Annotated in this window: 8 protein-coding genes; 6 read left to right on the top strand and 2 right to left on the bottom strand. The window is 63.0% G+C overall.

What is annotated here, in order from left to right; all coding sequences use genetic code 11:
- The first annotated feature begins 190 nt into the window (after positions 1–190).
- The 3 genes from AC1RQF_RS21655 (at position 191) to AC1RQF_RS21645 (ending at position 1,403) form a co-directional block, all read left to right on the top strand.
- On the top strand, positions 191–550 hold the full coding sequence (locus tag AC1RQF_RS21655; protein WP_273995526.1) for a DUF6277 family protein: 360 nt from the start codon (positions 191–193) through the stop codon (positions 548–550).
- Positions 551–673: 123 nt separating this feature from the next.
- Positions 674–961, top strand: coding sequence for a hypothetical protein (locus tag AC1RQF_RS21650; protein ID WP_492872929.1), 288 nt, complete (start codon positions 674–676; stop codon positions 959–961).
- A gap of 73 nt (positions 962–1,034) precedes the next feature.
- A complete protein-coding gene (locus AC1RQF_RS21645; RefSeq protein ID WP_492872928.1) occupies positions 1,035–1,403 on the top strand; it encodes a hypothetical protein in 369 nt (122 codons plus the stop codon).
- 820 nt (positions 1,404–2,223) lie between these two features.
- On the opposite strand, the gene AC1RQF_RS21640 is transcribed toward AC1RQF_RS21645, so the two are convergent.
- Positions 2,224–2,430: a hypothetical protein gene (locus tag AC1RQF_RS21640; protein WP_273995522.1), complete on the bottom strand. Its 207-nt coding sequence runs from the start codon at positions 2,428–2,430 to the stop codon at positions 2,224–2,226.
- A 1,387-nt stretch (positions 2,431–3,817) separates the two neighbouring features.
- On the bottom strand, positions 3,818–3,982 hold the full coding sequence (locus AC1RQF_RS21635; RefSeq protein ID WP_273995521.1) for a hypothetical protein: 165 nt from the start codon (positions 3,980–3,982) through the stop codon (positions 3,818–3,820).
- A gap of 38 nt (positions 3,983–4,020) precedes the next feature.
- On the opposite strand from AC1RQF_RS21635, the gene AC1RQF_RS21630 reads away from it, so the two are divergent.
- The 3 genes from AC1RQF_RS21630 (at position 4,021) to AC1RQF_RS21620 (ending at position 21,964) form a co-directional block, all read left to right on the top strand.
- Positions 4,021–4,905, top strand: a complete 885-nt coding sequence (locus tag AC1RQF_RS21630) for a helix-turn-helix transcriptional regulator (protein ID WP_273995520.1) — start codon at positions 4,021–4,023, stop codon at positions 4,903–4,905.
- 392 nt (positions 4,906–5,297) lie between these two features.
- Entirely contained in the window at positions 5,298–6,302 is a 1,005-nt protein-coding gene (locus tag AC1RQF_RS21625) for an acyltransferase domain-containing protein (RefSeq protein ID WP_492872926.1), read from the top strand.
- An 866-nt stretch (positions 6,303–7,168) separates the two neighbouring features.
- Entirely contained in the window at positions 7,169–21,964 is a 14,796-nt protein-coding gene (locus AC1RQF_RS21620) for an SDR family NAD(P)-dependent oxidoreductase (protein ID WP_492872925.1), read from the top strand.
- Positions 21,965–21,995 lie beyond the last annotated feature (31 nt).

Here is a 21,995-nt window from a genome sequence, read left to right as displayed (position 1 = left end):
GCGGGCGGGACGGCCGACCGTCGCGAACGGCTGTATCAGACGGACATCGGGACCGTCCGGCTGGAGTGGCAGGCGCTCACGACGCCGTCGCCGATCTGGTCGGGGATCCTGCAGGGGTTCAGGTGCCCGTCGTGACACGCCTCTTGTATCGGAATGCGCCAGCCGGCGCGAACTTGGAAAGGAGCAGCAGATGATAGACCCGAAGGAAATCCTGTCCGCGTGCAGCAACGCGCATGAGTACGGACAGAACGCCAGCGGTTCGATGGCGAAGCCGTTCATGGACTCGATCCCCGACATGTCGGTGGCGTCGTCCCAGAACGCGAGCAACCTGATCGGCAACGTGCAGCAGGTGGGCGGCAAGATGCTGGAGCACATGTCGAACATCAAGTCGTCGGTCGACAAGCAGGTCGCCGCGCACCAGGATGCGCAGCAGCGTGAGAAGACCTACGACTTCAACGCCAACATGAACGACCTGCGGCCGACCAACTCGGTCGGCTTCCCGCAGGAAATGCCGTCCAACTTCTTCGCGCCGTTCAAGACCGGCAAGTAGGCCGCCCGGACGGGAGCGGTGCACCGTCCTCGGACGTCGCCGTGTTTGCGGCGGGGTTCGGGGCTTTCGGGGCGCGGCCGGCGGCAGCCGGCGCGCCCGACCATTCGATAGGAAAACAGGATCATGAAGAAAGTTTTATTCGGACTCCTTGCAGGTGTATTCTCGGTGAGCGCCTATGCCCAGTTCGACCAATTGTTGCAGTCGGTCAAGGATCAGGTGACGAGCACGACGCAGCGGCAGGTGAGCCAGAGCGTGCAGTCGGCGACGAACGATGCGATGCAATCGGCGACGACGCGTGCGCACAAGGTGATCCAGTCGGCGCGCACGCCCGACACCGCCGCGAGCAAGGAAGCCTCGGGCGTGCAACCGAGCGGCGTGTTCCAGGAGTCCCGGGGCGCGAAGTCGCAATGAGGCGGGCCGGGGTGGCGCCCGGCGAACTCCCGAGCCCTTCGGACGCGCCGGACAGTTGAAAGGGGGAGCACGCATGATGGCATTTTCGATGATGTCGATCATGAGCGCGATCGTCGCGATTGCGCTGACTTCGCTGATCTTCTCGTTGGGCGTCGTATTGCCCCGGATCATCTCGGCCGCGCGGGGCGACGCGATCGTCACGGATGGCGTCAAGGCCGTCGCCGAGGTTGTCGAGATCGGGCAGACGGGGGTGACGCTCAATCAGGTGCCGCAGATGCGGATGGTGCTGCGCATCAGCGATCACGGCGTGTCCCGGGACGTGACGATCCGGCAGTACGTCGATCTCGGCAACATGCCGCGCGCGGGGGAGCGGGTGAGGGTCGTCATCGATGCACGCGATCCGGCGCGGGTAACCTATCTGGGGCTTGCCAGAGCACAATGATTGCGGTGCCTGTGCCGATTGGCTGTGAAGCGTCAATAGATTGATTCTCGAAGCAGGAAGTCTGGCCATCGGCGCAAGGCCGCCGATGGCGGACCGAGAATTTGCGACTCGCCTGCGGGACGTCACTCGCGGTAAGCCGGAATTTTGCCGGGCACTACATTTTGAGTAGCCGGGGTTGTGGCGCTTCGTGCGTCACGACGGTGGCCGTTGACGCGAAGACAGGTCAGACGGCATGGCTACCGTTCATGCTGTGTTGCTGGGTTCCTGAGATTGACGAACCGATTGCGTTTCGCGCGAACAGCCGATTGCCGATCCTTCGCGGCAGTCGCAACGGGGCGGACTACTACCCGCTGGGTGGATCGGGCTTCGAGCTTGTATAGGGTGGGACGAGTCAGTGGTTTAAATTTGGTTCATCGTGGATTACCGGGGAAAGCAGCGCGGATTCGGGAAGTTGCTCGAAGAAGGCTCGGGCGGTTTCGCGTGAGCGGCCCTGGCCGATCCATAGCACTTGCCGGCTAAGAATTTTTCGAACACGTTGTTCGATGTTGTAATCAAGCGCCGATGTAGAGGCTCAACATGCACTGAATCACGTCATCGGGCCGTTTGCGTAGTGGGGACGCCGCGCGGGGGCGGCCAGGCTCGGATCTCTGATAGATGTTCAGTAACGAACTGCCTTCCTAAAATAATCAGGAGAGCGACTGCCGCCGCAATGCCTGATACCGGTCACGACGTATTACCTGTTACAAGGAGCGGACCATACCTTCATGCTCCTGGGCGCCAACGTGACAAAGCCGCCTCGATCAGCTGCGCGGCACTGCGGTCAGTCTTGGCTCGCCTCGTTTCTGAATCGATGCAGGATGGGCGAGCCTTTGCGCAGCTCGATCGAGACGCAGTCATCGCGCATGCTGCGCGGCAGGCGCTCGACGTCGAGGATCTCGTGCTTGTGGGGGGCCAAATAGAGCTGCACGATCGTCGCGATCGGCAGGCCTTTCACGCGAGCGCGCCGCGCCGTGAACTCGGTGCGCATGTAGGTGTGGGGCGGAGGCAGCTCTAGCTCTGAGGGCGGTTCGCCATGCGTCAATAGTTCTCACTGAGGTTGCCAGCATACCAGGCGCACTGTGCGTGCTCGGTGCCTGGCTTCTTGTTCATGGCTCCATTTTGGTGAGGGAGCCTTATGACAGAGAAGCTGCTTCGGGGTGCTCGCTGGGTCGCGGGTCCCACTCTCAACTGGGCTCAATGTACTAGACAATGGGCCGACCTTAGCCACCGTTCGGGGTCGGGAAATCCTGACGAATTACTCTCAAGGGCTGGCGCGTCCACAAAACCCGAGGCAGGTCGGCACGCATCGAAACGACAACGATTCGCAGAGGAAAATTTATAAAATAGAAACAATGCATCGATCTGTATCGGTTTTTATCGTGTTTTGTGAATGTATATTTCGAAAATTTTCATGAGAAATCTGAAGATTTGACTAAGTTTCAATGTACATTAGGACACTTACGAATTCCTTGCGCTAACGGTTCGTACGAAAACCATGTCGATCCGCATCGCGTGGTTGCCATCGGCCTTGCATCCAGACACGTCACGGAGGTGTTGCCCGGTAGTCAGCCTCAACTCGAAGTGATGGGCGGCGGACCTCTCGTCCTGCCGTTGCCGATGGCTGACCCGCTATGACGCGTTCGTCCGTCGACCGGAACAGTTGTCGAAATATGGAGATCGTGCAATGCATTTCCCATCAATTGCCGCGTCGCGGCAGACGTCTGTCGGCGGCCCATTCGAGCGTCATCGGACGTCTTTGCGTCGCGAGGCGTTGTCCATTGCGGCGTGCCTGACATCGCGCGCCGAGGTGGTTCTCGATCGACCGGGGCGGGAAGGTTGGCGATGAATCGGGCTACATCCACACGCATGCTGGCGCCAGCATGCGCAGTTATAGATCCATTCGTTCGTGCCGAAATCGAGTGCCCCGGACACACAGCGCCGACAAGACGTTTCCGGTTCGATCTCATGAGGCTGGCCTTGTGGTGACGAGCTTCTCGGAACTGGCAGCGAACCGCAATGGCCGGTTCCGTGCTGAAATGGTGAGCGCCTTGCGACCGTGCTGGAGGCTTTCCGGTGCTTGTCGGACAGGGCCTGCACTATGGTGGATTCATTCGCGCAGTGCATTTTCAAAGAGAGACCCAACTGCGCTTGAGCGTGACGTCCTTGCGCGCGAGCGCGCCGCTCAAGATCGTAATGCAGCATGTCGGTCCACAGCGAGTCGCCTCGACCTGCTGAGCGATGTGTATCAACGTCGACGATTCAGCTCGGGATGCCTGAGCTGCAGTCGAGATCGTCTTCCCGGACGAGACTTGCGGACACCTTCCGCCGTGGCCACGAACCAACCCGGCAACGCCATCGACCCGCTAGGTTCTTCCTCAGATGTAGGGCGATTGCCCGCTCGACCGGCGACGCTCCGCTGCGTTCGCCGCGGACGAGCCGTTACTCATCGGCACAGGCGCCGCGGCGCGTGCGTAGACGTTGCTGTGACGATGGCTGATGCCTGGTTTTTCGGCGGTCAGGTTCTTTCCGGCGGTCATCATTCCTTCACATTTGACCGGTCCTAAATTCTGACAGGAGCATGTTAAAAATTCATCAATTAAATAGGTTGATTGATATATTTAGTCATGCAAAATTCGAGGAAATTTGGATGGTTAGCGTATTTACAAAACTTGGAAGAGTAATATCAAACATCGGCACTGAGCGCTTTGCTGAAGCCCTGCATTCGCTGTTCGTTACCTCCGTAAACGTGGGATCCACCAAGATCGCCGTGTGGTTCATAAACGAAAGAGAGGAAGAGATCGTCGGCATGCATCCGTTGGGGGAATTTTCCGCCGATGGACGAAGTGATATCGACGTGGGTCTGCTGCAGAAGTCCGTATTTGATGCTGTAGACAGCCGGTTGATGGAAAGGGTGTTGATCGCCCGAGAACTACATCTGATCCACTTTGGCACATCGGCAACACCTCAAACGGAGTGGCAGAGGCTGCGTTCCTGCGGCTCTGATGGAGGCTTCCAGGTGCATCTCGTATCGCGCAAATTGAACCGTCGATACTTGATTTCGCTGTATCGAACCTGTGGAACGCCTGATTATACAATTCAGGAAATGTCGCTTCTGAAGAGCTATGCGGAAGCACTGATGCCGATCGTCGAGATACATGCATCGCACAGGCTGTGCGAATTAGCGCGCCGCCCAATGCAGGTGTCGGGCGACGCGGAGAGTTCGATTGGTCATTTGACGGTGCGTCGAAAATTTGAATCCAGGCTCAGGAGCGCGGCGATTACGCTGTCCGATCGTGAGATTGAAGTGTGCGCTGGATTGCTGAGCGGCAGCACATTTCGCGAATTGGCTGATGAACTTGGTGTGAAAAGCAGCACGATCGAAACGTACATCAAGCGTGCGGCAACAAAGCTCGGTTTCAAGGGGCGCCATGGCCTCGTCAAGTGGGCGCTAAGCGAATCCTGACAGGGCCTTGAGTAGCCGTGCCGTTGAGCACCGGCTGGTTTGTGGTGGCGTGCCGGACATGCTTGCGCCGTTGGCTAAGGCATTGATTTTGCGCGGAGAGGGTCGTCGCTTCAGTCGGACTTTCTCGCGGCACGGTCATTTCCGGTGCGATGACTTGATGCGAGGCTGGGCGATGCGCGGAATTGGCGCCATGGGCGAGAGGGCGCACTTGGACCGGTGAGCATTGAGGGTTTGCGTGCCGTTCCGAGTGGCATCACAAGGCGCGTTCCCGAATCCACGCCGTTGGGGATCAAACCTTACGTACCTGAAGGGCGGTGCGAGAGCGGCGACCAACACTTCTATTGATCGTGCTCGTCAGCGGCTGGGCCGGCGGACGGCACCAAGCAAATATCATGACCTTACGTAAGCGAATGGATGATCGCGAGATCGTGTTCATGTATCCCGGGCAGGGGGTGCAGTATTTCCAGATGGGCAAGTCTCTTTTCGAGCACGACCGCGTGTTCCGCGATAGCCTCATGTCACTCGACCGCATGGTCACGGTCGAGATTGGTACGTCGCTGATCGACTACGTATTCGACGCGGGTCGCGACGTCTCATCGCCGTTCGACATGACGCTGTACTCGAATCAGGCCGTGTTTTGCTTCGAGTATGCGATGACGCAAGCGTTGATCTCGCATGGCGTCTATCCCGACCACCTGCTCGGCGCGAGCCTCGGTGAATTGGTGTGCGCGTCCGTGTCTGGTGCGCTGAGTCCACGTGACTGCATTGCTTTGCTGGCGGACAGCGCGCGCGTGATGGCGCGCCATTGTGCCCCGGGCGGTATGCTGGCGGTGCTCGCGACTCCGGACCTGTTTGAGCGCGACGCCCGGCTGCGTGAGGCTGGCGAGATCGCCTCGATTCCGTCCGCACAGCACTTCGTCATGGCAGGGACGCGAGCCGGGATCGACATGGCCGAGGCGCATCTGCGCGTGCTGGGCGAGACGACAATGAGGTTGCCGGTGGAGTACGGTTTCCACTCCTCGGCGATTGATCCGGCACGTGCGCCGCTCCGGTTGTGTTTTCAGTCCGTGGCATCGAGCCGGCCGGTGCTGCCGGCCTGGTCGTGTCGCACGGGCAGGCCGGTCGAGCGGTACGACGCGGAGCATTTCGACACGGTGCTGCGGGACGTGATCGATTTCAAACGAACCATCGAATACATGGAGCGGCGCAGCGCCTGCGTCTATCTTGACATCAGTCCATCGGGCACATTGTCGACTGGTTGCCGAACCTTGCTTGAGGAGGCTAGCCGATCGGAAACGTTCGCCGTATGCACGCCATTTTCTCGACACCCGACGCTTGATCCCGTGCATTGGATGCGCCCGACGCCCGTATCTGTCATGCGCATGCGTACCGCGTAAGCGCAGCGACGGCGCTATCCATTCCCCTGCCCGAATCGCCGGGCTGCGCGGCATAGCGTTCGGCGGAAGGAACGTGCTGACGCGAGCGTGCGACCGCAATATGCGGTCTGCTCGCGCCTGGGGAACGCGACGAAAGCGAGCTTTCCAAGATTAAGGTTGCTTCGGGGTTGATGGAGTATCAGCCGAGTTCCACTTCCTCATGACAAAGTGAGGAAAATATTTAGCTTTGCTAATCGAAATGCGTCATCGAATCGTGCCATTTCGACCGCTGTGCGGGGTGTTGTCCCTGGAATTCGGTGCAGACATGGTTTGAGAGAGCGTTTAACCTGTCGATGTGGAACCGCATTTTTGAATGAGGTGAAATTGAAGCCAAAGGTGCCTTTGTGATTGCAATTTTAGCCACGAGAGTCGGTGCGGGCCATCAATCAGTCGGTTGGCGGCCTAGGTGAATTGACAGGTCGATCGCACAGGTCTTGTCATCACGCGCGCATAGGAGCGAGGTATACGGGTTGCCTCGTCAATGTCCCGGTCGGGCATATCCGCAGCGAGTGGCGCCGATTTGCCTTCCATCACACTCGCTGCGCCCTGCGCCAAAACGATGCTTGCTTTGGTCGTGGTCGTGGTCGCGTGCCGACGTTCCGTTTGTCCATGCATTGAGGCATCGGGCCGGTTTGCTCGCGGGCTGCTCCGCGCCAGATTGTCCTCTCGCATCACCTGGTTCGACCGTGCATCCCTTGCTCGAACAGCGGCCTGACAACGCCGCTGCCGGACCATCGTTCGCCCAGCTTGGGCGAGTATGTTCGCCGGTCCCGCACTTTTCCAGGTGCGCTCGGCAACGAGTATCGAATCACGTGCGAGCCATTGCCATGAGAAATGCCGATCCGATTCATCTTGATGTGCGGTTTACGCAAATGGACGTCGAGGCTTTCGCTCGACTCAGCCGGGATTGCAATCCTCTGCACATCGATCCGGATTACGCACGGAGATCGACGTTTGGAGGATGCATCGTCCATGGAGCGATTGGGGTGCTGGCCGCGCTTGATCGGATCGGGCTCGCGGAAAGGGTTCGCGTCACCAGCCTGTCGGCCAGTTTCAAGAATCCGATGTTTGTCGACCGGACCTATACGTGCCAAGTCGAGGTGCAGGGTGACAACTGCCGCACTGTGACCTTGCGCGACGGTACAACGCTGCTGACGCAGATCGGAGTTACATGGGCGCCAATCGATGGTGAGGAGCCAGCGTCTCACACGGAACCCGCGCTTGCCAGCAGCGTTGAAAATATCGTTGACCACGACGACGGCGCACTGGAAGCGGGCATCGAACTGTCCGGCGAATATCCGCCGACCGGCCTCGGAACATGCTATCCCCGTGCGCTTCGCATGTTCGGCGAGACCGTGCTGGACACGATCGCGTTATGCAGTTTCCTGACGGGGATGAAACTGCCCGGCCGTCGAGCGCTGTTCTCGGCGCTGACGCTGACATTCGAACATCGAGAGTCAGATGGGGCGCTGAACTATCTGCATGCGACTCAGTCGTTCCATCGCGACTACGGTTTGCTCGAGACACGGCTTGTGGTCGGCGACGCACACAAGACGATCGCACAGGGCGAATTGCGGTCCTTCGTCAGGAAGACGATCGTGGACCTGCCGGTACAGGGCTATCTCACGGCGCGGTCCGATTCGGACGCGATACGGCTGGCTGGCAAGGTCGCATTCGTGACAGGCGGCTCGCGTGGTCTCGGGGCGGCGCTCGTGCGATGTCTCGCGGTGCTCGGATGCCACGTCTATCTGAATTATCTTGGCAGTGCCGCGCATGCGCGTGCCGTCGTCGACGATCTTGAATCGCATGGTCTTTCGGTCACGTTGATCAAGGGTGATGTCGGCGATCGCGCTTGGCTCGACGTCGTGCGAATGGAACTGCTTGCTCGACACGGCCGCCTCGACATACTGATCTGCAATGCCTGCGAGCCGCCGCTGCGGATGGAGGACGATGCGCCGTCGTTCGCGGTGCGCCGCGAACACTATCTTTCGCGCAACCTGCAACTCGTCAACGTTCCGCTCGCGGTTTTCTCCGATCTGTTGGCGGCGAGTCAAGGTGTTTGTGTTGCGATATCGTCGGAGATGGTCGACAGCGTACCGGCCGGCTACGCCCACTACGTCGATCTGAAGCGGCAAACAGAGGCATGCGTACGACACCTCGCCGACACGCAACCGTCGATTCGCACACTGATTGCGCGGCCGCCGAATTTGCTGACGGAGATGAGCAACACGCCGACACGCATCATCAATGCGCACCCGCCTAACGAGATCGCAATGCGGATCGTCAATGCACTGCCGGTGGGAAGCGATCGTCATCACCTGCTGGCGAGTTTCACGGACGATGCGACACCGCGCGCGCCGGAGACGCTCATGGTGACCGCCAGCTTCGCGCTCGATGCGATGCTCGGGGAGTTCGATGGCTGGCTCACGTGTCTGCCAGGTGAGCAGGCGGCGCGGCAGACCGGCTACAACCGGATGATGCAGGACTTGCTCAGCCCGGACAGTGTGCTGAATATCGCTGAAGGCACGGTGAATCTGCTGTATTTGCGCGTCTCGGACTGGCTGCATGATCGAGAGGCCTGCTGGCAAGATCAAGGGCTGCGTTTATCGGAAGAGGGGGATTTCATACGGCGCGTCGTGGACGATTTTGTCGCCGCGCTGCATGGCTTCGCGGAACGTAGCCGCGCCTGGGAATTGCTGATTGTTTGCCCGGATCCGCGCCTCGATCCGGCCGATGTGGCAGGCGCCGAGCTACTCGCTACGGTGCATGCGAGGTTGCGCTCACTGCCCGTCGAGCTGCCGGGACTCACCACCGTGTTCGCATGCGATCATCATGCGCTGCACCGGATCGACGCGACGCGCATCGACGATGCGTCACGCAACCGTATCGCACACATCCCCTACGTGCAGGACTATTTCGGCTTCCTCGCGTTACTGGCGATCCGGATGCTGAACGCCCGGCGCCAGCTGCCCGCGAAGGTAGTGGTGCTCGATTGTGACAACACGCTGTGGCACGGCGTCTGTGGCGAGGAAAGCGATGTCGTCAAGCTCTTGATCGACGACGAGATGCGCGCGTTTCAAAAGTCGATGAAAGCGCTGCTCGCGCGAGGTTTCATCCTGTGTCTTTGCAGCAAGAATCGGGAGGAAGATGTCTGGAAGGTATTCGACCAGCATCCAGACATGATCCTCACCCGCGAGGACATCACTGCCGCGAAGATCAACTGGCTGCCGAAATCGGACAATCTACGCATGCTGTCCGATGAACTCGGACTTGGCATGAACAGCTTCGTGTTCTTCGACGACAATCCACTTGAATGCGCGGAGGTTCGAGCCGGTGCGCCCGAGGTGTTGACCGTCTGCACGACGCAAAGCGGGATTGCTCCATCGGAATGGGCTGAACGGCTCTGGGTTTTCGACCAACTGACGCACACGCGCGAGGATAGCGCACGTGCGCGGATGTATCGTGAGCAGTCCGAGCGGGAACGGTTCCGGCAATCGACAGAGTCGTTTCGCGTCTTCATCGACGGGTTGAATCTCAACGTCGCGATCGAGCCGCTTACGGCTGGCGGCGTCGATCGCGCGTCGCAGATGACCATGCGCACGAATCAGTTCAACAACACGACGATCCGGCGCGACAAGGCGGAAATCATCGCGATGATGAACGATGACACGTGGCGTCTGGTCACGATCGACGTCATCGACCGGTTTGGTGACTACGGGACCGCCGGCTTCGTCGCGTACCGGATCGAATTATCGTGCCTCTACGTCGATGCTTTTCTGCTCAGTTGCCGCGTGCTCGGTCGCACGGTCGAGGATCGCGTGGCGCGATATCTTGCCACGGTCGCGGGGCAGCATGGCGTCGAGCATATCCACGTTGCCTTCGTGTCGACCCGCAAGAATATGCCGTTCCAGCAATTTCTGGACAAGCTCGCACCGTCGGAGATCATGGTTGACGACGAGGCGCGCGGCGAGACGGGGCGCTATGTATTCGAACTCGGCGCGCTGCGCGAAACGCTCGATCGGCAGGCTTGGCTCGAGCACGGGCCTCGGGCGGAACCCGATGGTGCTTCCTCGGCGCCGCCGTTCGTCGTCGGCGCGAGTCCGCCCATCCAAGGCACCGACTATGTGGGGATTGCGGAACGGTCGAATCGAGCGTTCGACGCAATCGGCGCAATCGGCGCATCGGGCGACGAGGAGCCCGCGTCCGGCGCCGCCTTTTTGCCGGATACCTTGGCGTGCGGCGAAACCGAGTTGGTTGCCGCCGCGAGTGGGGCTGAGCACGAGGCGGCGTTGTTGCGTGAGGTCAAGCTGTGCTACGCGCGCGTGCTGTCGATCGATCCTGACACTTTGTCCGAATATGAGGAATTGGAGCGATACGGCCTTGAATCGATCGATGTCGTAAATCTGACCGTCGAACTGACCCGTCTCGTTCCCAGGCTCGGGCCGACGTTTCTGTTTGCGCACCGCACGCTGCGCGATGTGGTGCGCGGCCTGATTGCCGAATACGACGCGAGGGCTCCGGGCGTCATGCCCGAACCGAAGAAGGCAGCCGTGGGATCGGCGGAATCGAACATCCGATCGGACGAGGCGGACGAGCATCACGACGACATCGCGATAGTCGGGCTGCACGGTGTTTATCCGGGTGCTGACGACATGGAGGCATTCTGGCAATTGCTGCGGGCGGGCGAGAGCCATATCGTGCCGATGCCCCTTGCAAGGCGGCATTTGATCGATCGTGCGCTGCCTGGCGTCGCGTCGACGTTGCACGGCTACATGGACCGCGCCGGCTACCTCGACAGCATCGAATGCTTCGAGGCTGAACTGTTCGGCATCACGCCGAAGGAAGCCGAGCTGATGGACCCGCAGCAGCGCTTGTTTCTGCAGGTCGTCTGGGGATTGCTCGAGGACGCCGGCTATACCCGCCAGATGCTCGATCGCGCGACCGGCGTCTTCGTCGGCGTGTTGTCGAGTGACTACGCGATGTACGCGAATCTGCATGCGTTGCAGTACCCCGAGCAATATCGCCATACGGATTATTACCAGATCGCGAACCGCGTCTCGTATCACTTCGATCTCAATGGGCCAAGCATGTCGATCGATGCGGCCTGCGCGTCATCGGGCACCGCATTTCATCTCGCCTGCCAGGCGATTCGAGACGGCGACTGTGAATCCGCGATTGTCGGCGGCGTCAACCTGATCCTGCACCCGAGCCGGCTGGTCCAGTACACCCAGACGGGCATGCTGTCCGGCAGCGGCAGTTGCACGCCGTTCGGGCATGACGCGGACGGCACGCTACTCGGGGAGGGGATTGGTGCAGTGCTGCTCAAGCGCTTGTCTCGCGCACGTGTTGACGGCGATAACATCCACGCCGTCGTGAAGGCATCGTCAGTCAACAGCGGCGGCAAGACCAATGGCTTCACGGTGCCGAATCCGAATGCGCAGGCGAGCCTGATCGCGGGCGCGCTGCGCGCGTCGCGCGTGCCGGTCCAGCAGATTGCCTATGTCGAGGCGCATGGTACCGGCACCGCGCTTGGCGATCCGATCGAGGTCGGCGCGCTTGGCCGCGCGTTTCGCGAACTGGGCGCAACGGGCTCCCGGCGCATCGGCTCCGTAAAGGCGAATGTCGGCCATGGCGAGTCGAATGCGTTTCTCGCGAGCCTGAGCAAAGTCCTGCTCCAATTCCGTCATCGTCAGTGGGTGCCGACGCTGACTTCGGCGCAAGACAACACGGCGATCGATTTTTCCGCGGCCGGCTTCGAGGTGCAGCGCACGCTTGCCGACTGGCCCGTATTGTCAGACGGCGAATCGGTGTCGGCTTGCATCAGCAACTTCGGTGCGGGTGGGTCGAATGCGCATGTGGTGTTGCAGGCTTGGCCGGCAAGCGCCGGAGAAGGTCGCGCGGGACGCCATCTCATACCATTGTCCGCCCATCGGCCGGCCCTCTTGCCGCGCCTCGCGCGCCGCTTGCGCGATCGCTTGATGCGCGATGATCCGGCTACGATCGATCTCGATGCGGTCGCATATACCCTGCAAGTCGGCCGCCATCATCTCGACCATCGCGTCGTGTTCGTGGTTGACAGCCGCGACGCGCTGCTCGATGCGCTCGAGCGTTTCCAGGGGGGCGTCACCAGCGACGCGCGTTGGATGTGCGGCAGCACGACCGTGCGTAACCGGCTTGGCGAGCTTCTCAATGAGCAAGTGGACATGCGTGCGCTGTTGTACAAGTGGGGCCGTGAACAAGCGCATCATCAGATCGCTCAGCTATGGCTGAACGGGCTCAGTATTCCCTGGGATGCCCTCCATGAGACGCGCAAGCCGGTGCGCGTCAGTCTGCCGACCTATCCATTCGATGGCAGCCCGCACTGGCTGGAGCACACGCACGCGGCCGTCAAGTTTGGCGCCGAATCGTCCGCATCCGCATCCGTATCCGTATCCGCCGCCGACCCGGCGCTGTTCGCGCCGACGTGGACTCGGGCGGATCTGCCGACTGCGAGCGTTTCGATGTCGGACCTCGTCGCGCATCACATCGTGTTTTGCGGCATTGAAGCCGATGCGCAGGACGCGTTGCGGACCGCGAGCCGAACGCACGATACGAGGGTGCATTTCGTGCCGCAGACGGCGCGACCGTCGGAGACGGACTACGCCGGGCAAGCGACCGCGCTGATGGGTTGGTTGCGCGAGTGGCTGCGGGAGGGGTTGCGCGAGAGACTGCATCTGCAGGTTACGGTTGTCGGGGCGGGAGATGAGGCATGGACGGGGCTCGCTGCGCTTCTGAAGTCGGCCATGCAGGAAAATCCGCTGCTGTCCGCGCAACTTGTCGCATTCGATGAGGCACCCGATGCGACGGCATGGTTCGCTCGACTGCGTGACGAAATGCGGATCGGCCACGATGTATCGATCAGCTATCGCCCCGAGCGTCACGTGCGGACCTGGTATCCGCTGGCCCCGCCGGCTCGGCCGTTCTTCGAGGGCTTGGCGGGGGTGGCCGATGGCGCAGGCGCCTATCTGATCACCGGCGGATCGGGCGCGCTTGCGCTGCAATGCGCCGAATGGCTCTGCGAGCGGGATCGCGACACGACGATCGTCCTGCTGGCGCGTCGCGACGAGGCCGAGCTGATGCGCTCGGCGCAGGGGCCGCGCTTCGACGCATTGCGCGCCGCCGGGCGGCGGATCGCCTACCGCAGCGTCGACGTATGCGACGGACAAGCACTCGATGCGTGCGTTGCAGAGGTCGTTGCGACGCACGGTCCGATCCGGGGCGTGCTGCATTGCGCGGGCGTAATCCGCGACGGCTTCCTCATCCACAAGTCCGAGGATGACTTCCAGGCCGTGCTGGCGCCGAAGGTGGGCGGCGTGTTGAATCTGGATCGGGCGACCCTCGACCAGCCGTTGGCGTTCTTCGCACTGTTCTCGTCGATCTCCGGTGTGCTTGGCAATGCAGGTCAGGCCGACTATGCGGCCGCCAATGCTTTCATGGATGCGTTCGCGCATCGTCGTGCGGCTCGCCAGCGCGCGGGCGAACGGACCGGGCGCAGCGTCTCGATCAACTGGCCGCTTTGGCGCGGCGGCGGAATGATGCTCGATGCCGAACTGGCGACGCTGCTGCGCGAACAGCACGGGCTCGACGCGATCACCGGCGAAGCCGGGATGCGCGCGCTCGACCGCGCGCTGGCCTCCGATATCCAACAGGTATTCGTCGGAACCGGGGCAGCCGATGCGGTTGCACACACGCTGGCCGCCTCCGATCGTCGTCAACCCGACGATGCCGCCGGTACGGCGGCGCCGCTCGAGGCGGAATCAGCGACGAGCGCGCCGAACGCCGCCGACCTGTATCCGTATCTGAAGCGCATGCTCGCTGATGCGACGAAGCTCGATCCCGTGACGATCGATGAACATCGTCCACTCGCGGACCTCGGTCTCGACTCGATCCTGCTCGCGAAGCTGAACAAGGTACTGGCCGTCAACTTCCGTCAACTGCCGAGGACGCTGTTCTACGAGTATCCAACGCTGGCGGCGCTTGCCGCATACCTGGCCGAGCAGATCCGCTATCAGGGGATACCGGCCGAGCGCTTCGCGGCAGCGCGCGCGACGGTGGAGCAGCCCGCGCCGGCTATCGCGACGAGCCCTGCCGGCGGCGAGCCGACCCGTCGCCCCCTGAAATCCGGCGCGAGCGGAGCGAGAGGCGTCGACGATCCCATTGCGATCATTGGCATCGGCGGACGTTATCCCAATGCACCATCCTTCGACGCGTTCTGGCAGCGTCTGAAGACCGAGTCGAGCGAGATCGGTGAACTGCCGGTTCACCGCTGGCACGGCCCGGGCGCGGATGCGGAGCGCGATCTCCACCCGACGCTGCGTAACCGGAAAGGGGCGTTCCTCGACGACTTCGCTCAGTTCGATCCGACGTTCTTTCAGATCGCGCCGATCGACGCTTACTCGATCGATCCGCAGGAGCGTTTGGTGCTGATGTCGTGCTGGACCGCGCTTGAAAGCAGCGGCTACACGCGCGAACGTATCGCGTCGCAGCATGGCCGCAATGTCGCAGTCTGCGTCGGCGCGACCAAGAGCGGCTTCAATCAGTCTTCGTCGGGAACGGTTCCGCGTGCGGACGACATGGACGCAGGCGCGCGCGAACCCGTCACATCGACCTCGTTCGCGAACATGGCGAATCGCGTGTCGTATTTCCTCGACTTGCACGGGCCGAGCATCGCCTTCGATACGATGTGCACCTCCTCGCTGACGGCGATCCATCATGCTTGCCAGTATCTACGGCAAGGCGAGGTCGAACTCGCGATCGCGGCCGGCGTGAACCTGTACCTTCATCCGAACGATTATCTCGCACTGGATCGGCTCGGCATGCTCAGCGACGAAGCGCGTGTGAACTGCTTCTCACTCGGCGGGAACGGATTCATTCCGGGCGAGGCGGTCGGCGCCGTCGTGCTCAAGCGTCTGGATAGGGCGCTCGCGGACGGCGACCGGATCGACGGGGTCATCACCGCGACAGGCATCAGTCACAGCGGGCGCACGCATGGCTATACCGCGCCGAGCGTCACGCAGCAGGAAACCCTGATCGGCCGCGTCATCGAACGCGCCGGCAGGCACATCGAGGAGATTGCCTACATCGAGTCGGCTGCGAATGGATCGAGCCTGGGCGATGCGGTCGAATGGGGCGCGCTGAAAAAGGTGTTTCATTCGCGTACGCAACCGTGCCCGATCGGTTCGGTCAAGCCGAACATCGGTCATCCGGAGGCGGCGGCCGGCATCGTGCAGCTGAGCAAGGTCATCGCGCAGTTGCGGCATCGGGCGCTTGCGCCGACGCTTGCCGACTCGTCGCGGCTGGACCACGATTTGCTTGCCGACAGCGGATTGCGGCTCGTCACGCGCTATGAGCCGTGGCCGGAGAGCGGCCCGTCCGCCTGCCTGATCACGTCCGCCGGTGCTGGCGGGACCTACGCGGCCATGGTGGTCGAGCCTGCGCCCGTAACCGGCGACGCGCCGGTCGAACGTGCGGATGCCGTGGCGATTGCCTTGTCCGCGCGCTCCAGCGAGGCCTTGCGCCGCGTTGCAGCGGAACTGCACGACCAGCTCGCGGCCTATCCCGATCTGCGGATCGAGGACGTGGCTCGAACGCTGCACATGGGCCGTGAGGCAATGAAGGTGCGCACGGGCTGCGTTGTCGAGAGTCGCCGGGCGTTGATGAGCCGGCTGCGCGCGATGACCTCGGGCGAGCCGGCGGGCGAGGCGGACGCATCTCGGGACACCGTCGCGACGGTGCCGCTGCGCGTCCGGCTCGAAGCGGCGCTGAGGGTGTGGCTGGCGGGGCACGATGTCGACTGGCCGGCAGCTTACGGCGATGCATGGGCGAGTGCGCATGTCGCGCCGCGCGCGTTGCCCGGCTACCCGTTCGACACGCGTGAGTATTGGCGCGAGCCGTCGCACGCGCGCCGCGCGGGCGGCCTCGTGCCTGCCCGGCGCGTCTTGCCGGCGCTGCCGCCCGCCGTCGCCACGGCTTCGGTTCCGCTGTCGGCCGTGCCCTCCCGCGCGCAGATCCAGGCGGCGCCGAGTGCGATCCTCGCCGAAGTGAAGAATGCGATTCGCGCATTGCTGCATGTTGAACCGGCCGAGGAGATCGACGATGAAGCGACGTTCTTCGAGCTAGGTGTCGATTCGATCCGGATGGTGTCGTTCGTGAGGGGCATGGCCAGTCGATTGTCGATCGCACTCGATGAAACCGCGCTGTTCGATGTTCCGACCGTCGCGCGATTCAGCGCGCATCTCGCGCGCTTGCGCGGGGCGCGGGACGCGCCGGATGCGCTTGACACCGCCGCCAGCCCCCTGGTGCCGACCGCGCGGGACGATCGTACGCGCGTCGCGATTGGCGGGCCGGATGAAGGCGTGATCCTGCGGCAGCTGAAGACCGTCGTCGCGGTGATCCTGGACTATCCCGATCCCGCCGTGCTTGATGATGACGTGACGTTCTTCGAACTCGGTGTGGACTCCATTCGGATGGTCGGGTTCGTCGAGGATTTGTCCGCACGACTCGCGCTCGACCTCGAGGAGACGGTGCTGTTCGATTATCCGACGCTTGCCGCCATGGCGCGTCACGTCGCCACGCGAATGCAGGTCCGAAACACGGCGGCGACAGCAGCCCCTGCCTCGCGCGAGGTACCGGCCGAGACGCGTCGGGAAGCGGCCGGCGGACCGGACGCGGCGCCGTTGGGGCATGAGGCTTTGCTGAACAACCTGCGTCGTCACGGTCGTACCTACGAAGGGGTCGTGCCGCTCCAAACCGAGGGCGATGGTCCGTTGGTGTTCTGCCTGCATCCGGCGTCGGGCGACGTCGCCATGTTCGGCAAGCTCGCCATGGCCGCCGGCGACCGCTTCCGCGTGATTGGTCTCAAGGCGCGGGGCTTCCTGACCAATCAGCCGCACTGCGCCGACGCGGAGGAGATGGCGCGCTACCACGCGGAGATCATCCAGGCGATCGATCCGGTCGGGCCGTATCACGTGATGGGCGCATCGATGGGCGGGGTGGTTGCCTACGAGGTCGCGCGCGCGCTGCAAGATGCCGGCCGACAAGTGCGGACGGTATTCATGCTCGAGGCACCTCTTGTCACATGCGAGCGCGACTCGGATATCTTCACGCTCGACGCGTTGCAGAACTGGTTGGCGAACGCGAATTTCCTGATGATCGCGATGCTGCACCTCGACCCCGCATTCCGTCAGAGAAAAGAGGCCGGGCTCGTCAAATGGGATGACCTCGTGATCACGGCGATCGAACTGGGGCTGGACGAAAGCGCGCTCCGAGACGATTCGCAAGTTGAGTCGCGGCTTGTCGATCTGATCGTCGGGCGCGGGGTGCGGCAAACGCCGGGAATTTTGCGCTCGCGCTTGCGTTCGATGGCGGACACGCATCGCAACAACCTGCGCTGCATGCGCGAATATCGTTGGCGTCCGCTTGTTCGACCTGACGAGGTCGAGATCCTGATGTTCCGCACAATGACCGCGCGAGCGACGTCGGATCAGGTCTATAACCCGAACTACCTCGAGAACCTTCAGCGCGTACACGGCTCGATGATGCCGATGCTCGACGCCTGGGTCGAGCGGATGTCGCAGGTCCGGACCGTGGTGGTCGGGGGCGAGGATCATTTCGATCTCTGCAATCGGACCCTCGGCGACGAAGCGGTGATAGGGCCGATGCTGGCATCGATGCGGCGGGCGGAGCCGGAACCGGAACCTGAGGATCAGGACGACACCAGGTCGAGCGCATTTCGGGTGGCCGTGATCGGCATCTCGGCGCGCTTTCCGGGTGCCGATCATGTCGACGCGTTCTGGAATGTGCTGGCCTCGGGCGAGAGCCTGATTCGCGCGGTGCCGGCCGAACGCTTCGGGCTCCAGGATGATGCACCGGACCACGGCTGCCTGTTCGAGCGCATCGACGAGTTCGATCATGCCTTTTTCAATCTGAGTCCGAACGAGGCGCGGATGATGGAGCCGGCCGAACGCATGTTCTTGCAGGAGGCCTGGCATGCCGTCGAGGATGCGGGCCTCGTGCCCGATCGGGGCGCCGGCGAGAATTGGGGCGTGTTTGCCGGCAGCGGGGGCGACTACAACCTGCATGTCCAGTCGGTACTCGGCATCGCGCCGCAGGTTTCGACGTCGACCGTGCCGGGACGGGTCGCTTATCAGCTGAATCTGCATGGGCCCACGATGACGATTGACGCCGGCTGCGCGTCGTCGCTGTTGGCGGTGGGGCAGGCATGCGACAGTCTGCGGCTTGGCCAGTGCGAGGTCGCGATCGCGGGGGGCGCGATGGTGTATTCGACGCGCAATCTGATCGCAACCGGTCACTACTACCGTCTGCTCAGCAAGACGGCGCGTGGCGCCGCGCTCGATGCCGGCGCGACCGGCATGCTGCCAGGCGAGGCGGTCGGCGCGGTGGTGCTGAAGCCTCTCGACGCGGCACTGCGCGATGGTGACCGTATCTACGCCGTACTCGATGCGTGGGGCAGCAACCACAATGGCCGTACCCAGGGCATCGCGGCGCCGAGCGCCGCCTCGCAAGCCGCGCTGCTGACCTCGATCCACCGCCGCTTCGGCATCGATCCCAACACGGTCGACTTCTTCGAAGCCAACGCGAGCGGCGCACCGCTTGGCGACAAAGTCGAGTTGCAGGGACTTCGCATGGTGTTCGGCGGGCGCCCCCGCGCGCATCCGCTTGCGCTCGGCACCGTCGAGAATACGGTCGGCCATTCGTTTGCCGCATCAGGCATGGCGCATCTGCTGAAGGTGATCCTCGCACTACATCGCGAGATGCTGCCGCCGACCGCGAACGTCGATGCCGCGACGGCCGTTGCGGGCGGCGACGATGGGCTGTTCGAGATCCCGGCGCGTGCTCGGCCCTGGCCGTCCGGGACGGGCGCCGCACGCCGCGCGGGCGTCAGTTCGTATAGCGCGACTGGCATCAACGTGCATCTGGTCGTGTCCGAGGCACCGCCGGCCGCAGCCGCGACATCCGTCACGGGGCCGACGCTGCTTGCGTTCTCCGCGGCGACGCCCGAGGCACTACGACAGCGTGGCCGCGATCTGCTCGATTATGTGGCGGCGATGGACGATCAATCCTGGGCACCGGCGCGGCTGTCGGCGCACTTGCTTTCGCGGCGTCTTCACTTCCGTCATCGCTGTGCGTTGCTTGCCCGTGATCGCGCCGATGCCGGGCGCTTGCTGGCGCGCTTTGTCGCGAACGAGGCGGATGCCGAGGTGCTGACGAACACGGTCGGCGCGACGACGGATGACGATCCCACGCGCGAGGCCCTGCGACGTGAAGCCGCGGCATTCGGAGCAACGCGCGCGGCGCTGCCGCTTGATCGGGCTGCGCAGTGGTACGTGCATGACATCGCGTTCGATGCGCGAGGCGGCTTCGCCTCGGTCGATCGCGTGCCGCTGTCGCTGCCCGGCTATCCGTTCGCACGCAGCCGGCACTGGCTCGAGGCGTCGCCGGTCGCGCAGGATGTTGCCGCGCAGCCGGTCACGGAAGATCCAAGGCACTGGCTACTGCGGCAGATTGCGGTGATCACAGGCGAAGTTCCGGACGCGGCGCAGGCCGAGGCGAGTTGGAGTGCGATGGGTTTCGACTCGCTGATGAGCATCCGCCTGCTGTCGACGATCCAGGAACAGACCGGCATCGAAATTCCACTCGTCGATTTGCTCGACCAGTCCACACCGGCGGCATTGCTTGCGCACCTCGACGCCCTCGGCGCGTTCGCGCATGGGCAGTGCGGCGAGGCGCCGGGACCGGACACGTCACCCTTGCCGCCGGTGCAGTATGCGTGGTTCGGCGATCGCCTCGCGGCCCTGCGCGCGACGGCCGAAGTTGTTACGGTCGCGCTGCGCCCGCAAGCGCCGACGCCCGCATCGCGATCGCATCGCGATCGCATGCTCGCGGAGCTGCTCGATGCCGGCATCGCGGTGTTCCGCGACACGGACAAAGCAGTGCTGCTTGCCGCGCGGTCGGTTGGGATCGATGCGCGGTTGCGTCGTCTCGACCAGGACACACTCGCCGCGTGCCTCGGCATGCTCGCGCCGGGGCAGCTCTGGGCACCGTTGTCGCAGGAACAGGCGCGGGATCTGCATTGGACGGAGCGGATGGGTAGCACCGCATGGAACGTGTTCCACGTGTTCCGTCTGTATGCCCACGAAGTCGACCTCGAACGTCTACGCCATGCATTGACCTTGCTTGCTCAGGAGCAGGACCTGCTGCGCACGCGCTATATAACGGTCGGCGACGGCCATGCGCAGTGCGTATCGGAACTCGTCTGTGTCTCGCTCGACTCGATCTCGATCGACAGCAGCGAGGCGTTCCATCAATTCATCCAAAGTCGCCGCTGTCATCCCCTTCTCGAGGAGCACGGCGGTCCGGCAATCCGGATGTGGCTCACGGAGGTGGACGGCGCGTTCCATCTCGGCATGGTCGCTCATCACGCGCATGCCGATGCGTTCACGCCGGGACTGCTTTTCTCGCAGCTCATGGCGTTGTACGGCAGCCTGGGGAGCGAGGCGGGCGCGCGTGACGACACCCGGCGGTGGGCCGATCAGTACTGGTTCTATGCACTGCGCCAGCACGACGCGCGCGGCGCCAGCGCCGATGCGCATCGCGCCTGGTGGCGCGATACGCTCGCGGGCGTCGAGGTCGAGATGCGTCTGCCATACCGCAAGGAGGTGACGTCCTCGCCGTCGTTGCGCGCGCTCGCCACGAATCAGATCGTGCCTGTATCGGCGGAGCTTGGTGAACGGATCAAGGACCTGAGCCGCGTGCACGGCATCTCCTATCCGCAGCTATTCGCGGCCGTGCTGGCGATTGTGCTGCGTGAGTGTTTCGGCAACGATCGTCCGGTGCTGCAGGTGATCCACAACCAGCGCGATAGCGCGGCACTGGCCGCCTGCCTCGGCGATTTCTCCAATGTCGCCTTCGTGCCGTTCGAGCTCGACCCGGGCCGCAGCGTGATCGACACGCTGTACGCGGTGCGCCGGGTTCTATTGACCGCGCTGCAGCACACACGTGTGCCCATGGCCGATCTGTTCCGGATCGCCGGGGTGGACGGCCACACCGGTTACGGCGCGATGGTTGGCGACGTGGTGCTCGACAGCGCCGACATGGATACGGCCAACGTCAACATCGCCGGTGAACACGGCGTTTCGACCTACATGAACGCAGTGCTCGAACAGCGCAGCATCCATTTCCTCGATCAGGCGCTTGCGTCGCTGTTCTTCCAGTTTCTGAGAATCGATGGACGTCTCTACATCTTTCATGCGTACCGCCGCGCCCTGTTTGAACAGGAAACGATGCAAAAGCTCCCGCAATTGATCGTGGAGCTGGCCGACGCGATGCTGCGAACGCCTGATGTTCCGGTCGCGGATCTCATTGCCGCGTTCGGCCGGCGCTTCGATGAGCTGGGCCGTGGCGGACGGGCGCTGACGATGCGCGACGCACCCGCCGCCGCCGTGACGGGCGATTCGGCGGCGCTGCTCGAACGGTTCCTCGGCGGCGATCTGTCGATCGCCCAATTGCGCGGCTCATTGCATCCGGCCGGAACGCGGGACAGGGGGAGAGTCGTCGCCGAATGAGGCGGGGCGAAACGAAGCAGCGTGCGGGTTG

The sequence above is a fragment of the Burkholderia sp. GW821-FHT14F03 genome (assembly GCF_058803765.1).
Note: the sequence above shows the minus strand (reverse complement) of the source record. Positions and strands in the feature narration are given on the sequence as shown.

Excerpts from the sequence above, each read along its gene's own strand:
- AC1RQF_RS21645 (WP_492872928.1), top strand. The coding sequence starts at position 1,035 with ATGATGGCATTTTCGATGATGTCGATCATGAGCGCGATCGTCGCGATT.
- AC1RQF_RS21620 (WP_492872925.1), top strand. The coding sequence starts at position 7,169 with ATGAGAAATGCCGATCCGATTCATCTTGATGTGCGGTTTACGCAAATG.
- AC1RQF_RS21640 (WP_273995522.1), bottom strand. The coding sequence starts at position 2,430 with ATGCGCACCGAGTTCACGGCGCGGCGCGCTCGCGTGAAAGGCCTGCCG.
- AC1RQF_RS21630 (WP_273995520.1), top strand. The coding sequence starts at position 4,021 with ATGTTAAAAATTCATCAATTAAATAGGTTGATTGATATATTTAGTCAT.
- AC1RQF_RS21655 (WP_273995526.1), top strand. The coding sequence starts at position 191 with ATGATAGACCCGAAGGAAATCCTGTCCGCGTGCAGCAACGCGCATGAG.
- AC1RQF_RS21650 (WP_492872929.1), top strand. The coding sequence starts at position 674 with ATGAAGAAAGTTTTATTCGGACTCCTTGCAGGTGTATTCTCGGTGAGC.
- AC1RQF_RS21635 (WP_273995521.1), bottom strand. The coding sequence starts at position 3,982 with ATGATGACCGCCGGAAAGAACCTGACCGCCGAAAAACCAGGCATCAGC.
- AC1RQF_RS21625 (WP_492872926.1), top strand. The coding sequence starts at position 5,298 with ATGACCTTACGTAAGCGAATGGATGATCGCGAGATCGTGTTCATGTAT.